The sequence below is a fragment of the Fervidicola ferrireducens genome (genome assembly GCF_001562425.1).
GTDB lineage: Bacteria > Bacillota > Thermosediminibacteria > Thermosediminibacterales > Thermosediminibacteraceae > Fervidicola > Fervidicola ferrireducens.
This window is the reverse complement of sequence record NZ_LOED01000018.1, coordinates 12791-26810: the sequence shown is the minus strand read 5'-3', so window position 1 is coordinate 26810 and position 14020 is coordinate 12791. Positions and strand designations below refer to the sequence as shown.

Genomic DNA, 14020 nt, shown 5'->3' with positions numbered 1-14020 from the left:
AAAATGAAAATTTACGACCTTGTCACGCCTGCATTTCTGGTGGACCTGGATATCCTGGAGAAAAACATAAAAGAAGCGGCAGAGCTTGCACGCGGTAGTGGAAAACGCCTCTGGCCCATGGTAAAGACCCACAAGAGCACTGAAATCGCTGCGATGCAGAAGGCGGCCGGTGCCGAAGGTTTCCTGGTCGGGACCCTTTTTGAGGCGGAAAGGCTAGTTGAAAAGGGCTTTACCAACGTTATGGTGGCATATCCGGTGGCGGGAAAAGAAAATATAGGGAGAATTGTGAACCTGGCGAAAAAAGCACGCGTAATACTGAGCATAGACTGCGTAAAAGCGGCAGAGCAAATCAACGTGGCTCTTGAGGAAAACGGAATTATCCTTGAATATTTGATAATAGTGGACAGCGGACTTAAGAGGTTTGGCGTGTTGCCGGAGGATGCGGCAAGGCTTGCCAAAGAGCTTGCGGCTTATAAAAGTTTGAAGCTTATAGGTATAGCCACCCATCCGGGGCACGTGTACGGGCTTGGTAGGCCAGAAGAAGTAAAGAAGATAGCGTTTGAAGAAATAAATGCCTTAAAAACAGCCGCCGAAATTCTCGAAAAAGAAGGATTTAACTTAGAGATTATTGCCACCGGCAGCACGCCTACCTTTCGACATGTTCTAGAGGACGAAAGAATAAACGTCTTGAGACCCGGAAATTACGTGTTTTACGATTCGATTCAGGTGGCGCTTGGAGTCGTGCCATTTGAAAGATGCGCCTTTTCTGTAATGGGCACCGTAATTTCAAATCCGAGGCCCGGCAACCTGATAGTAGATGTGGGAAGCAAATGCCTTGGCCTAGACCGGGGAGCCCACGGGATATCTCTTTTAAAGGGGTACGGCACCGTTGTCGGCCATCCCGAGCTTACTTTGGTGAGCCTTTCGGAAGAAGTGGGTAAATTGGAAGTGGATGGAAAAACCTCACTTGAAGTAGGAGAAAAGATACGGATAATCCCCAACCATGCGTGCGCCGCCTGCAACATGACGAGCTATCTGGTGGGCTTCCGAGGTGAAGAAGTGGAGAGGATAATCGAAGTGGATATGAGGAACGGTACGTTCAGGCCTTAATCAAATGCATTAGAGGCTTTCAAAGAAGTTCACGCGAAGATGTTAGAAGCATTCAAAGAAGCACCGGGCTGTATCCCGCATTAGCACAGCAGAGAGGGTTTCGGCGCGATATTAGCCGATGGCACGAAAGTGGCATCGGAAAAAATGGTAAAGGGTCCGAAAAAAGGGAAGGATACAAAGCTGAAGGATGGCGATGAAGTATTTTTGGTTCCCATAGGCGGGAGATGATGCGAAAAATAAAAGCGCGATGAAAATGATCGCCCTCTGAAGTAAATTGTGAGTATTACTTCAGAGGGCAAATTCTTTTAATAAAGACATAAAACTGTTAATTCCCATACTTTTTCAAGATAAAGTAAGTTCCGAGTGATTTTACCGCAACTTTATTAATTTCATTTATAATTTCACCTTCTGCCACGCAGATATTCTCGCCAACTTTAATGACTTTCCCGCAAGCCCTGACTCTTTCGCCTAAATTTATCGGGTATAAATAGTTCACTTTCATTTCTACGGTGGTGGAGATTTTCCCGAGGGATTTTACGGAAAATCCCATTGCGGTGTCGCAAAGAGTGGCGGATACGCCGCCGTGAAGTATTCCAAGAGTATTTAATACCTCCTTACGTGGTTGAAATTCAATGACGACGATTCCGTTTCCTATTTCTAGCATATTGAAGCCCAGCAATTTTACGAGCGGTGAATTTTGAAAGTCGTTTATGATTTCTTTGTAAAGCTCCTGCTTTATTCCTTTATTTAGTACCGTCATTGTTTACCTCCCGAATTATAATTGACATGTACCTTTCAATAATAATTTTACCAATTGAATTTTTAACTTACTTTTAACTTACATAAGAATATTTATCGAAAAAAGGGGATAAGGAAACAATTTATGCGACATCGAACCGAAAAAATATAGAAAATTAAGGTAAGCGGGAGACAAGCCCGCTTATTTTAGTAATGCAAATTAGCAGGATATTGAGAAAATAAATAGAATATATATAGTAAGAAAGTACAGTTTAGTAAAAATATAATTAATTTCATGAAAAGGAGGTGCGTGATGGCCTCAGGAAAACCTGACGGCCAGACAGTCATGAACAAGGTTCTCTTACTGTCTCCGGAAAAATGCATAGGCTGCAGGACATGTGAGATTGTGTGCTCTTTTTCTAAAATCCGCGCCTTCAACCCCAGAATTTCGAGAGTATCGGTGTTTTCTTTCGAAGAGATGGCAATCTCGGTGCCCATGATGTGCATGCAGTGCGAGGAGCCGTACTGCATGAAAGTATGTCCTACTTCTGCTATTACAAGGACGGAAGAAGGCGTGGTGGCGTTCGATGAGAAAAAATGCATCGGGTGCAAGCTGTGTATAAGCGCATGCCCTCTTGGCAATATTTCTTTCAGCCATGTAGAGGGCAAAATAGCAAAGTGCGACCTTTGCGGCGGCGAGCCAAAGTGTGCGGAATTCTGCCCCTCGGGCGCTATTGAGTTTAAAGAACCTGTTCCTAGCGCCATAGAAAGGAAAAAGGCCATTGCCGAAAAATTTAAGGAACTTTTCGGGGAGGGGAATGAATGATGTTCGGGTGGAAGGGGACGATACTTAGAGTAAATCTTACCGAAGGAAGCATTAAAAAGGAAAGTTTGGATTTAAAAGATGCCCATATGTACATAGGGGGACGAGGCCTTGGAGTCAAAATTTTGACGGATGAAGTAGACCCGGGAATTGAGCCGTTAAGCCCTGAGAATAAATTGATTTTCATGACCGGGCCCCTCACCGGCACCATGGCTGCAAGCCCCGGCAGGTACGAGGTTGTGGCAAAGGCCCCCCTTACCGGAACGATCGGTGGAGCGAACTCAGGAGGGCATTTCGGCCCGGAGCTCAAGTTCGCAGGTTACGATGGGATTATCTTTGAAGGCAGGGCAGAAAAACCGGTTTACCTTTGGATAAACGACGATCATGTAGAGCTGAGGTCGGCAGAGCACCTGTGGGGCAAGAATACTTTCGAGACTACCGACCAATTGTTAAAGGAGACTGCGGAAGACGCAAGGGTTGCGTGTATCGGGCCTGCTGGCGAAAAATTGGTGCTCTTTGCAACGGTGATGAACGACAAGCATAGAGCCGCCGGCCGTTCAGGAATGGGCGCGGTGATGGGTTCGAAAAACCTCAAAGCCGTTGTCGTACGGGGGACGAAGTCCGTCGATGTGGCCGATCCCGAAGCCTTCTATAAGGCTTGTGTCGATGCCCGAAGAAAACTGAAGGAGCACCCGGTAACCGGTACGGGCCTTCCGATGTATGGTACTGAAATACTCATTAACATCCTGAATCAGGTGGGAGCTCTTCCGACTCGAAACTGGAGAGACGGCGGATACTTCGAATACGCCGAAGAAATCAGCGGAGAAGCATTGCGGGAAAAATATTTGGTCCGGAATAAAGGGTGTTTCGGCTGCTCGATAGGCTGCGGCAGGGTTACCAGGGTTCCTGAAGGGAAGTACAAGAGTTTTGGCGAAGGCCCGGAGTATGAAGCGGGATGGGCTTTGGGAGCAAGCTGCGGCGTGAGGGACCTGGCGGCCATATGCAAGGCCAACTTCATATGTAATGAACTTGGGCTGGACCCCATAACTATGGGGGCAACGATTGCCTGCACCATGGAGATGTATGAAAAAGGTATAATTTCAAAAGAAGAAATCGGCATGGAGGCCCCCTTCGGAAATGCCGACGCCATCGTGGAGCTGACCAGAATGACGGGTTTGAGGGAAGGATTCGGCGATAAACTGGCGGAAGGTTCCTACAGGCTAGCATCATCCTACGGACATCCCGAGCTTTCCATGTCGGTTAAAAAGCAGGAAATGCCGGCATACGATGCCAGGGGAATTCAGGGCATGGGACTGGAGTATGCCACTTCAAACCGGGGCGGCTGCCATGTAAGAGGTTATATGACCTCTCCAGAGATTCTCGGAATACCCGTAAAATTAGACCCGCTGGTAACAAAAGATAAAGCAAAGTGGCTGAAGACATTTCAGGATTTAACGGCGGTGGTAGATTCCGCAGGTATTTGCCTCTTTACCACTTTTGCTATAGGCCTTCCGGAAATCTCGGCCATGCTGAAAGCGGCTATCGGTTTGGATTATTCTGATGAAGAAGTGATGAAAATAGGCGAGAGGATATGGAACTTAGAGAGGATGTTTAATTTAGGTGCCGGATTTACAAAGGCCGATGACACTCTGCCGCCAAGGCTGTTAAACGAACCTCTCAAGACCGGTGCGGGTAAAGGCAAAGTTGTGGAATTGGATGTTATGCTCAAAGAATATTATGAGGTAAGGGGCTGGAATGAAGACGGCATACCCACCGACGCCAAGCTCGAGGAGCTTGGAATAAGATAGTAAGATAAAAAAGACTGCAGGTTCCTTTTTCGGGCCTGCAGTCTGAAATTATTTTTTGCGAGGTAATGCCATGAAAGTTAAATTGTTTGCCTATCTTAGAGATTATGCGGGAGGAAGAGAAGTTGAAGTCAGCCGGTGTGAAACTGTAAGGCAGCTTCTCGGAGAGCTTTGCGGGCGCTTCGGAGAAAGATTCGAAAAAGAGCTTTTCGACAAAGAAAATTTAAGCGGCAGGGTAATCGTTCTCGTAAATGGCAGAAACATATTGGACCTTAAGGGGCTTGATACCGAATTAAAGGAGGATGATGAAGTAAGCCTTTTTCCGGTCGTCGCCGGAGGCCGGTAAAACGGTTTTTATTTGAAGGTGGAAGGTGGGTTTATATGCGTGAAAAACCAGAGGAGGGTATTCTAAAAGTAAAATCCATTCTCGAAAAATACCCGAAGGAACGCAGGTTCCTGCTTGCCATACTCCAGGACATCCAAAAGACTTACAACTACCTGCCGAGGGAAGCGCTGAACGAGGTCCGCGATTATTTAGGAATACCTTTGAGCAGTCTTTACAGCATGGCTACCTTCTACAAGGCCCTGAGCTTAAAGCCAAAGGGAAGGTATGTGATTAAAGTATGTGACGGCACAGCCTGCCATATAAGGGGTTCTTTGGACATTGTTGAGGAGATAAAAAAACAACTTTCCATATCACCCGGTGAGGTGACAAAAGACGGGAAGTTTTCTTTGGAAACGGTAAATTGCCTCGGCTCCTGTGCCTTGGCTCCCGTGATGGTTATAAACGACAAATACTACGGCAATTTAAAGCCGGCCATGGTAAAAGATATCCTGGAAAGTACGGGGGATTGAGCGATGAATGGTATGGTGCAAGTTCCGCGCAGGACGGTGCTGGTATGCTGCGGCACCGGCTGCCTTGCCAACAACAGCATGGAAATCTATAAAAAATTAAAAGACAAGGCTGCGGAGTTAGAGAGCGGTTTTCCGGTCATACCGGTGTTGAAGGCCACGGGCTGCAACGGCCTTTGCGAGAGAGGGCCTATAATCCAGGTGCTGCCGGATGATATCTTTTACTGTAAAGTTAGCGTATCCGATGTCGATGAAATTTTCGAAAGGACCATTTTAAAAGGCGATGTCATAGAAAGGCTCCTTTACCTGGATGCTTCTTCCGGGAAACGGGTGAGGTCCTTTAAAGAGAGCGAGTTTTACAAAAAGCAGTTTAAGATAGCTCTCAGGAACATAGGTCAGATTGATCCCGCGTGTATAGACGATTACATCGAAAGGGGTGGATACGAGGCCTTAAAAAAGGCCCTTTTTGAGATGTCGCCCGAGCAGGTTATATCCGAGATTGAGCGTTCGGGTTTAAGAGGCCGGGGAGGAGCCGGATTCCCCACCGGTTACAAGTGGAGGCAGTGCAGTAAGACAAACGACTTTCCAAAGTATGTGGTTTGCAACGGCGACGAGGGCGACCCTGGGGCCTTTATGGACAGGAGCATAATGGAGGGAGACCCCCATAGCGTAATTGAAGGAATGATCATAGGTGCGTATGCTGTCGGAGCTGAAAAAGGGTTTATATACATAAGGGACGAATACTCACTGGCCGTCCGGAACGTGTCTAAAGCGATAGAAGACGCCTACATTCGTGGGTATCTCGGCCGGGACATTATGGGGAGCGGCTTTAGCTTAGATATAGAGGTGGTAAGGGGCGGCGGAGCTTTCGTTTGCGGGGAATCCACGGCTCTTATGGCTTCCATTGAAGGAAGGGTGGGCGAGCCGAGGGTGAAGTACATCAGGTCAACCGAAAAGGGTTTGTGGGGAAAACCTACGGTTCTCAACAACGTGGAGACGTGGGCCAACGTGCCTGTCATTATAACCCGGGGAGCCGAATGGTTTTCTTCCATTGGAACGGAAAAAAGCAAGGGCACGAAAGTTTTCTCCCTCGTGGGAAAGGTGAAAAACACTGGCCTCATAGAAGTGCCTATGGGGATGACTTTGAGGGAGATAATTTTCGGTATAGGAGGAGGTATAGCAGGCAGCGGCAAGTTCAAAGCCGTTCAGACCGGCGGACCTTCGGGCGGTTGCATTCCCGAGGCTTTGCTGGACCTTCCCGTTGATTTTGATTCGCTGTCGGATGCGGGTTCAATGATGGGTTCCGGCGGCATGATAGTTATGGACGACAGAACGTGCATGGTGGAAGTGGCAAGGTATTATTTGAAATTTCTATCCGAGGAATCCTGCGGCAAATGCACCCCCTGCCGGGAAGGAATAAGGCGGATGCTGGAAGTACTGGAAGATATATGTGCAGGTGAAGGTAGGGAAGAAGACATAGAGCTGCTCCTTGAGCTTTCAGAAACCGTAAAGGAAGCTTCTCTTTGCGGCTTGGGCAAGACCGCTCCCAACCCTGTGCTGACGACCATAAAATACTTTAAAGACGAATATCTCGCCCATATAAAGGAAAAAAGGTGTCCGGCCGGCGTATGCAAAAAGCTCACTTCTTATCGCATCAATCCAGATTTATGCAGAGGCTGCAGCCTTTGCGCTAAAAGGTGCCCTGCAGGAGCAATTTCGGGCAAACAAGGTAAAATATATGAGATAGACCAGGGCATTTGCACCGTGTGTGGAACTTGCAGGGAAGTCTGCAGGTTCGGTGCGGTGGAAGTGGCGGGGAGGGCGACGGAATGAAGGTTATAATAGATGACAAAGAATTCGAAGCCGAATACGGAGAGTACATCCTTGACGTGGCACGAAGGAACGGCATTCATATTCCCACGTTATGTCATTCGGATACAGTGCCGGGACAGGGAAGCTGCCGCTTGTGCATAGTAGAAGTTTACGAGAGAGGAAAGAATAAGGTAGTGGTGTCCTGCCTTTACCCCATCACAGGAGAAATCAAAGTTTATACCAATTCCGAAAAGATTCATAGAATGCGCCGGAACATAATAAGGCTTCTTGCTGCCCGGGCTCCTGGAAGTGAATATATAAAAAAGTTAAAAGAGGAATATGGAATACCGGAAGAAACCAGATTCATAGTAGATGAGAAAGAAAAATGTGTTCTTTGCGGTTTATGCGTAAAGGCCTGTGAGAAGCTCGGGTCGATGGCGATTTCAACCGTAAACAGGGGGGCTACTAAAAAGGTAGCGCCTCCTTTCGAAGAGCCTCCGGTGGACTGCATTGGATGCGCTTCATGTGCTCATGTTTGTCCCACCGGAGCTATCGAGGTGCGGGAGTGTAAAGGCAAGCGGGTCATATGGAACAGGACCTTCGAACTTTTAAAATGCACAAGTTGCGGCAGGTACTTTATCACGCGGGAGCAGTACGAATACATGAAAAACAGGCTTGGCATTGATATGAAAGAACTGCTCTGCGATAGGTGCAGGCAAAAATCGACAGCAGAAAAACTTGTAAGTCTTTATAAAAAGCTTTTGGTTTAAAAAACATTGTCTCAGTGTTATAGGCTCCAAAAAGATTAGGGGGCCAAAAATAGTCTTGGCAGGAAGAAAAAATTTATTGTCAGGCTGTATTTTATACTTACAATGTTGAAAGAAAATGTTAAAATAAAGAAAGAATTATAAATAGGGGCAGAGATTAAAAGGAGGTTTTTTATGGATTTCATTTTTTATCCATTTGAGAGTTTTTTTAGAACCGTGAACTTCGTGGTGTTGCTTGTCGAGATTCTACTCATAGTGCTATGGATAGGTTTTGCAGTTAACTCAAAGAGAACGTCCGTTATCGCTTTTACTTCGGCTATATCTGCTGTAATCTTCCTTGCTTCGCTTATGATGGGAAACCCCGTTGTATCTTTTGTTTTCCTTGCGGTGCTAATCTCGTTGATGGCGAATACAATTAAAATTGTAAACGAGTACCAGCGGGGGGTTCTTTTGAGGTTTGGCAAATTCGCTTACGTGGTGGGTCCAGGTATAAACGTCATAATGCCCTTTGGAATAGACCGTTTGTTAGTCGTCGACCTGAGGACTGCGACCATAGACGTGCCGCGCCAGGAAATTATAACAAAAGACAATATTCCCGTAATGATTGACGCTGTTGTTTATTTTAACGTGTTCCAACCGGAACTTGCCGTTTTGAAGGTTCAAAATTACTTCAACGCCACAAGCCTTCTTGCGCAGACCATATTGAGGGCTATACTGGGAAAGTACGATTTAGACGACATATTGGCCAAGCGCCAGGAATTAAATGAAATGTTGAGGGAGGAACTGGACAGGGCCACCGACCCGTGGGGCGTTAAGGTAACAGCAACCGAAATTAAATCCATAGAACTTCCGGAAGAGATGAAAAGGGCCATGGCAAAGCAGGCTGAAGCTGAAAGGGAAAGAAGAGCCAAGATAATAAGAGCAGAAGGCGAACTTCAGGCGGCAGAAAAGCTTTCGGAGGCGGCGAGCATAATTTCAAAAAACCCCGGAGCCTTGCAGCTAAGACAGCTTCAAACTTTGAGCGAAATTGCGGTGGAAAAGAATTCCACGGTAATATTCCCCCTGCCAATGGAAATATTTAAATTTTTTGCGCAGAAGCAGGATGGCAGTGAAGGGTAAGAAAAAATTTTTGGCTCTTGAAATTTGAAAAATTTTAATGTATAATAGGAGCAAATAGTAATAATTACTATTAAGGGGGGATGTTTGATGGAATTAAAAGGTACAAGAACTGAAAAAAATCTTTGGGAAGCTTTTGCCGGCGAATCTCAGGCAAGGAACAAATATACTTATTTCGCCTCTATAGCAAAAAAAGAAGGTTACGAGAAAATTGCCGCTATTTTTATGGAAACGGCGGAAAATGAGAAAGAACACGCAAAAGTGTGGGCAAAATATCTAGGACTCATCGGCGATACTGCCAAAAATTTAGAAGAAGCTGCGGCAGGCGAGAACTACGAATGGACCAGCATGTACAAGGAATTTGCAAAAGTTGCTAGAGAAGAGGGGTTTCATGAAATAGCCGAACGCTTTGAGAAGGTGGCAGAAGTTGAGAAGGTCCACGAGGAAAGATACCGCAAGCTGCTTTCTGAGCTGAAAGAGGGCACCCTTTTCAAGAGCGAAAAGCCGGTCAAATGGCGCTGCCGAAACTGCGGGTACATACATGAGGGAACGGAACCGCCGGAGAAATGCCCGGCCTGCGATCATCCGAAAGGATTTTACGAGAAGGTTGTCGAAGAATAATGACAAATCCGCTTTTAGGTTCAAGCCTAAAAGCGGATTTATTTTTTAGATCTAGCGCCTTGAATTATAATCCTCAATAAAAAATTCTATAGACCTATTGTAAGTCTTTTCGGCTTCCTTCGAAAAGTAACATGCGGGCAGCTCTCCATTTCTTCTGTGGTAATGCAGGCACTCGCAGCAGCGTCCCTTACGGGGGCATGGCTCGTAAGTGCACGTGCAGATGGCTTTATTTTTCGTTATGATGCATTCCAAAACCGTTCACCTCCATAAGAAATTTTAACCGATTTATTGAATAAATCAAGGCTATTACAACATATTGTTAAAATTCTGGTAATAAGTCAGTCCTTCAGCTTGAAATATTTTTTCCTAAAAAATAAAATAATGGTTGTTTTTTAATGAAACATTTGTTATATTTATAATAGAAACAAATGTTACAAGAAAGGGGTATGAAAATGACCGATAGTGACCGGAAGTGGCTGCTATTGATCTACAGGGTGCCCGTAGAGCCGTCGACCTTCAGAGTAAAAGCCTGGCGCAAGATGAAGGAAATAGGGGCCCTTTATCTTCAGCAATCGGCAGCCATCTGCCCCTTGCTGGATAGTTTGAAAAAGGAGCTTTTGGATTTTGCCAGGGAGATCAGGTCTGCGGGAGGCGAAGCCCATCTATTCGAGGTGGAGACGGTATCGAAAGGTGACGTCGAAAATCTTATAGAATCCTTCAACGCCCAGCGGAATAAAGAGTATGAAGAGCTCATTGAAAAATGCGGCGACTTTTTTGCGGAACTCAAGAAAGAGACAGAGAGGGGAAATTTCACCTTTGCAGAACTTGAGGAAAACGAGGAGGAGCTGGGGAAGCTCCTTCGATGGTTTGACAAAATAAAAGCGAGGGATTTTTTCGGAGCACCTTTAAGTGCAAGAGCACAAGAGATTCTGGAAGAGTGCAGAAGAGAATTTGCCGACTTTGCCCAGAAAGTTTACGGGATGGAGGGATCTATGTAATGTTCAACATAATCCTACTCGGTATTACAAGCCTTTTAACGGACATAAGCACGGAAATGGTCTACCCATTGCTGCCCATTTTTCTTACTACCAAGCTAGGAGCTACCCCACTTATCGTCGGGACCATCGAGGGAATTGCCGAGAGCCTAGCGAGTTTGCTGAAAGTTTTTTCGGGGTACTTCTCGGACAGGATAAAACGCCGCAAGCCCTTTGCCATAGCCGGGTACGGCGCTTCCACTTTGGGAAAGATTCTCCTTTACACAGCTTTTTCCTGGCCGGTAGTACTCGCAGGGAGAGTCGTCGACAGGTTCGGCAAGGGCATAAGAACCGCTCCCCGGGACGCCCTCATAGCCGAATCGTCTTCCGAAGATGCCCGCGGCAGGGCTTTCGGGCTCCACAGGACCATGGATACCCTTGGGGCGACGATAGGAGTGCTGCTGGCCTATTACTTCATATCCAGGGAGCATGTCGATTTCCGCCAGATATTCCTCTACTCCCTGATTCCGGCAGTTATGGGCGTAATGGCTTTATTTTTCGTCCGGGAAAAGGGAGTTGCCAAAATAAGTAAAGAAAGGCCATCCCTGAACTGGAACGCCCTGGACCGCCGGTTGAAATCCTTTCTGATCCTGATGTTCATATTCACCTTGGGCAACTCCTCGAACCAGTTCCTGCTTTTAAGGGCAAAAGATGTGGGATTTGATGCAAAAACCATACTCCTTCTTTACCTTACATACAACCTGGTGTACAACGCCGCCTCATATCCTGCGGGAGCCATTTCCGACCGAATAGGCAGGAAGGCATTGATAGTGGCCGGATATCTGGTTTACGGCCTAGTATACTTCGGATTCGCCCTGGCAAGCACGCCTGCCTCCATATGGGCGCTTTTTGCAGCTTACGGGCTTTACATGGCGTTTACCGAAGGGGTGGAAAAGGCCTTTATCTCCGATATAGCTCCGGAAAACGTAAGAGGGACTATGATTGGGCTCCACGCCACTCTGGTGGGCATAGGCCTTTTGCCCGCTTCTCTCGTAGCGGGGGCTCTGTGGAATGCCTTTGGAGCACCGGCGCCCTTTTATTTTGGTGGATTTATGGGGATTTTGGCCGCAGTCGGAATCGCGCTTTTGATATAGGTTTCAGCAAAAAGACCTCGAAAACTTGCCAAAAATGGAGCAAAGGTGTAAAATGAATGAAAAGATTGGGAAAACTACTTAGGGAGTTTTGCAGAAAATTCATCGGAGGTGGATATAAAACTGAGACTGAAAGAAAAAATCCTTGAATTAATGAAAAGCGAAGGATACAGACCCATGACCGAAGGGGAAATACTGGTAGCGTTGGATCTTGACATAAAGGAGGCGGACCTATTACTTAAGACCCTCCAGTCAATGGAAAAGGAAGGCCTTGTGGTTAAGAACAGAAAGGGCAGGTACGGTCTTCCCGAGCGAATGAACCTGGTAGTAGGGCACTTGGAAGGCAACCCCAAAGGATATGCCTTTTTGATTCCGGACAATCCCGAAATGGAAGATATATACATCGGGCTGGAAAACCTGAACGGCGCTGTACACGGCGACAGAGTAATAGTCAGGCCGCTTTTCAAACCATCTGGCGGAAGGCTCGAAGGAGAAGTCGTCCGGATACTGAAGAGAGCGTCCACGAGGATTGTAGGCACTATCGAGTGCAGAAAGCAGTTTGCCTTTGTAACTCCGGACGACAAGAGATTTTACTTTGACGTTTTCGTGCCCAAAAGCGACACGGCGGGGGCAAAATCGGGCCAAAAAGTAGTTGTGAGCATCACCAGATGGCCCGAAGGACGGCGAAACCCCGAAGGTCGCGTGACTGAGATATTGGGTTACGAGGACGAGCCGGGCATTGATGTGCTGGCAGTTATAAAAAAATACAACCTGCCTTTGGAATTCCCGGAGAAAGTCCTTAGGCAGGCTGAACAGATACCGGAAGAAATAACCGATGAGGAACTAAAAGGAAGACTGGACTTAAGAAACGAAAAAATAGTGACCATAGACGGCGAGGATGCGAAAGACCTGGATGACGCGGTGTCGGTAAAAAAAATACCCGGCGGCTATAGGTTGGGAGTCCACATAGCCGATGTAAGTTATTACGTAAAGGAAGACACCCCTTTGGATAAAGAAGCGAGAAAAAGGGGCTGCAGCGTGTACCTCGTGGACCGAGTGATACCGATGCTGCCTCCAAAGCTCTCTAACGGCATCTGCAGTCTAAATCCGAAGGTCCCACGCCTTACGATGAGCGTAATCATCGATTTTGACGAGAGCGCCAGGGTAAAAAGTTACCAGATAACTCCGAGCGTCATCAGAACCTGCGAGCGCATGACCTATACTGCGGTCAATAAAATTTTGGAGGAAAATGACGAAGAAACGATAAAGCGTTACGAGTATCTGATAGAAGACTTCAAGTTGATGGAAGAACTCGCGGCAAAATTGAACCGGAAGCGGTTTGAAAGGGGAAGCCTGGACTTCAATTTCGAGGAAGCGAAAGTAATCCTGGACGAAAACGGGCGTCCTGTGGAGATAAGAAAAGAGGAGAGGCGCACGGGAGAAAGAATAATTGAAGAGTTTATGCTGGCAGCCAATGAGGTCATAGCCGAGCACATGTACTGGTTGAAAGTCCCCTTTGTGTACAGAGTGCACGAGATACCAAACATGGAGAAGATGTACGCCCTGCAGGAGTTTTTACACAATCTCGGATATTCCATAAAAGGCATAAAGAACATAAAACCGAAAGCCCTGCAGCAGATTTTGGAGGCGGTAAAAGGTAAGCCCGAGGAGCGGGTTGTGAGCACCGTGCTCTTGAGGTCATTGAAGAGAGCTCGTTACAGCGAAGAAAACCTAGGGCATTTCGGGCTGGCGTCCCATTATTACACTCACTTTACATCACCGATTCGACGCTATCCCGATTTGGTCATTCACCGCATCCTCAGGGAACAACTGGAAGGCAAACTGAATGAGGAGCGCCAGGAAGACCTCAACGAAGTGTTGGGCCGGATAGCAAAGCATTCTTCCGAAAGGGAACGGATAGCCGAAGAAGCGGAAAGGGAAACGGTGCAACTCAAAATGGCGGAGTACATGGCAGGGAAAATAGGCGAAGTCTTCCCTGGCATAATATCCAGCGTCACCCCTTTCGGCTTTTTTGTGGAGCTGGAAAACACCGTAGAAGGCCTGGTCCACGTAAGCACTTTGGAAGACGATTTTTACCGGTTCGACGAAAAATCAATAACCTTAAGAGGCGAAAGGACGAAAAAAGTTTTCAAGATAGGTGATCGTGTGAAAGTACGGGTCGCCAGGGTGAACAAAAATGAGCGGCAGATAGACTTTATTTTCGAAGAGAAACTGGACTAGAAGGGGGCGA

The 14020-nt window shown here is 46.8% G+C and carries 15 protein-coding genes; 13 read left to right on the top strand and 2 right to left on the bottom strand.

What is annotated here, in order from left to right:
- Positions 1-3: 3 nt before the first annotated feature.
- Together AN618_RS07570 and AN618_RS13325 are read left to right on the top strand one after the other, a co-directional pair.
- Positions 4-1110, top strand: a complete 1107-nt coding sequence (locus AN618_RS07570) for an alanine racemase (RefSeq protein ID WP_066353619.1) — start codon at positions 4-6, stop codon at positions 1108-1110.
- Between the two features lie 129 nt (positions 1111-1239).
- A complete protein-coding gene (locus AN618_RS13325; RefSeq protein WP_187694902.1) occupies positions 1240-1338 on the top strand; it encodes a MoaD/ThiS family protein in 99 nt (32 codons plus the stop codon).
- Positions 1339-1435: 97 nt separating this feature from the next.
- Here AN618_RS13325 and AN618_RS07565 read toward each other — a convergent pair whose 3' ends face one another.
- Positions 1436-1870 carry a PaaI family thioesterase gene (locus tag AN618_RS07565; RefSeq protein WP_066353618.1) on the bottom strand — a complete coding sequence of 145 codons (435 nt, stop codon included), beginning with the start codon at positions 1868-1870 and terminating at the stop codon, positions 1436-1438.
- Positions 1871-2161: 291 nt separating this feature from the next.
- On the opposite strand from AN618_RS07565, the gene AN618_RS07560 reads away from it, so the two are divergent.
- From AN618_RS07560 to rbr, 8 genes are all read left to right on the top strand, one after another.
- Positions 2162-2674 (top strand): 4Fe-4S dicluster domain-containing protein, encoded by a 513-nt coding sequence (locus AN618_RS07560; protein ID WP_222926405.1) that lies wholly within the window; start codon positions 2162-2164, stop codon positions 2672-2674.
- Entirely contained in the window at positions 2674-4479 is a 1806-nt protein-coding gene (locus tag AN618_RS07555) for an aldehyde ferredoxin oxidoreductase family protein (RefSeq protein ID WP_187694905.1), read from the top strand. Before AN618_RS07560 ends, AN618_RS07555 begins: the two co-directional genes overlap by 1 nt.
- 70 nt (positions 4480-4549) lie before the next feature.
- Positions 4550-4822 (top strand): ubiquitin-like small modifier protein 1, encoded by a 273-nt coding sequence (locus tag AN618_RS07550; protein ID WP_066353615.1) that lies wholly within the window; start codon positions 4550-4552, stop codon positions 4820-4822.
- A 35-nt stretch (positions 4823-4857) separates the two neighbouring features.
- A complete protein-coding gene (nuoE, locus tag AN618_RS07545; protein WP_066353613.1) occupies positions 4858-5331 on the top strand; it encodes an NADH-quinone oxidoreductase subunit NuoE in 474 nt (157 codons plus the stop codon).
- Between the two features lie 3 nt (positions 5332-5334).
- Complete coding sequence (locus AN618_RS07540; protein ID WP_066353611.1) at positions 5335-7161, top strand: NADH-quinone oxidoreductase subunit NuoF; 1827 nt, start codon at positions 5335-5337, stop codon at positions 7159-7161.
- Positions 7158-7910, top strand: coding sequence for a 2Fe-2S iron-sulfur cluster-binding protein (locus AN618_RS07535; protein WP_066353610.1), 753 nt, complete (start codon positions 7158-7160; stop codon positions 7908-7910). The genes AN618_RS07540 and AN618_RS07535 overlap by 4 nt, the downstream gene beginning before the upstream one ends.
- A gap of 171 nt (positions 7911-8081) precedes the next feature.
- A complete protein-coding gene (locus AN618_RS07530) occupies positions 8082-9026 on the top strand; it encodes a slipin family protein (RefSeq protein ID WP_066353609.1) in 945 nt (314 codons plus the stop codon).
- A gap of 84 nt (positions 9027-9110) precedes the next feature.
- Complete coding sequence (gene rbr / locus AN618_RS07525; RefSeq protein ID WP_066353608.1) at positions 9111-9644, top strand: rubrerythrin; 534 nt, start codon at positions 9111-9113, stop codon at positions 9642-9644.
- Positions 9645-9695: 51 nt separating this feature from the next.
- On the opposite strand, the gene AN618_RS13570 is transcribed toward rbr, so the two are convergent.
- Positions 9696-9896, bottom strand: a complete 201-nt coding sequence (locus tag AN618_RS13570; RefSeq protein ID WP_066353607.1) for a DUF6485 family protein — start codon at positions 9894-9896, stop codon at positions 9696-9698.
- Between the two features lie 200 nt (positions 9897-10096).
- Between AN618_RS13570 and AN618_RS07515 the strand changes: the two genes are divergently transcribed.
- The 3 genes from AN618_RS07515 to rnr all read left to right on the top strand — a co-directional run bounded on the left by AN618_RS07515 (position 10097) and on the right by rnr (position 14010).
- Complete coding sequence (locus AN618_RS07515) at positions 10097-10642, top strand: Chromate resistance protein ChrB (RefSeq protein ID WP_066353603.1); 546 nt, start codon at positions 10097-10099, stop codon at positions 10640-10642.
- Complete coding sequence (locus AN618_RS07510; RefSeq protein WP_066353602.1) at positions 10642-11772, top strand: MFS transporter; 1131 nt, start codon at positions 10642-10644, stop codon at positions 11770-11772. Before AN618_RS07515 ends, AN618_RS07510 begins: the two co-directional genes overlap by 1 nt.
- 108 nt (positions 11773-11880) lie before the next feature.
- The gene (gene rnr, locus AN618_RS07505; RefSeq protein WP_245628450.1) at positions 11881-14010 is read left to right on the top strand and encodes a ribonuclease R; all 2130 of its coding nucleotides are present in this window, start codon (positions 11881-11883) and stop codon (positions 14008-14010) included.
- Positions 14011-14020 lie beyond the last annotated feature (10 nt).

What these genes read in the sequence shown, in the direction of transcription:
- AN618_RS07570 (WP_066353619.1), top strand. Translation starts at nt 4, where the DNA reads ATGAAAATTTACGACCTTGTCACGCCTGCATTTCTGGTGGACCTGGAT.
- AN618_RS07565 (WP_066353618.1), bottom strand. Translation starts at nt 1,870, where the DNA reads ATGACGGTACTAAATAAAGGAATAAAGCAGGAGCTTTACAAAGAAATC.
- AN618_RS07560 (WP_222926405.1), top strand. Translation starts at nt 2,162, where the DNA reads ATGGCCTCAGGAAAACCTGACGGCCAGACAGTCATGAACAAGGTTCTC.
- AN618_RS07555 (WP_187694905.1), top strand. Translation starts at nt 2,674, where the DNA reads ATGTTCGGGTGGAAGGGGACGATACTTAGAGTAAATCTTACCGAAGGA.
- AN618_RS07550 (WP_066353615.1), top strand. Translation starts at nt 4,550, where the DNA reads ATGAAAGTTAAATTGTTTGCCTATCTTAGAGATTATGCGGGAGGAAGA.
- nuoE (WP_066353613.1), top strand. Translation starts at nt 4,858, where the DNA reads ATGCGTGAAAAACCAGAGGAGGGTATTCTAAAAGTAAAATCCATTCTC.
- AN618_RS07540 (WP_066353611.1), top strand. Translation starts at nt 5,335, where the DNA reads ATGAATGGTATGGTGCAAGTTCCGCGCAGGACGGTGCTGGTATGCTGC.
- AN618_RS07535 (WP_066353610.1), top strand. Translation starts at nt 7,158, where the DNA reads ATGAAGGTTATAATAGATGACAAAGAATTCGAAGCCGAATACGGAGAG.
- AN618_RS07530 (WP_066353609.1), top strand. Translation starts at nt 8,082, where the DNA reads ATGGATTTCATTTTTTATCCATTTGAGAGTTTTTTTAGAACCGTGAAC.
- AN618_RS07515 (WP_066353603.1), top strand. Translation starts at nt 10,097, where the DNA reads ATGACCGATAGTGACCGGAAGTGGCTGCTATTGATCTACAGGGTGCCC.
- AN618_RS07510 (WP_066353602.1), top strand. Translation starts at nt 10,642, where the DNA reads ATGTTCAACATAATCCTACTCGGTATTACAAGCCTTTTAACGGACATA.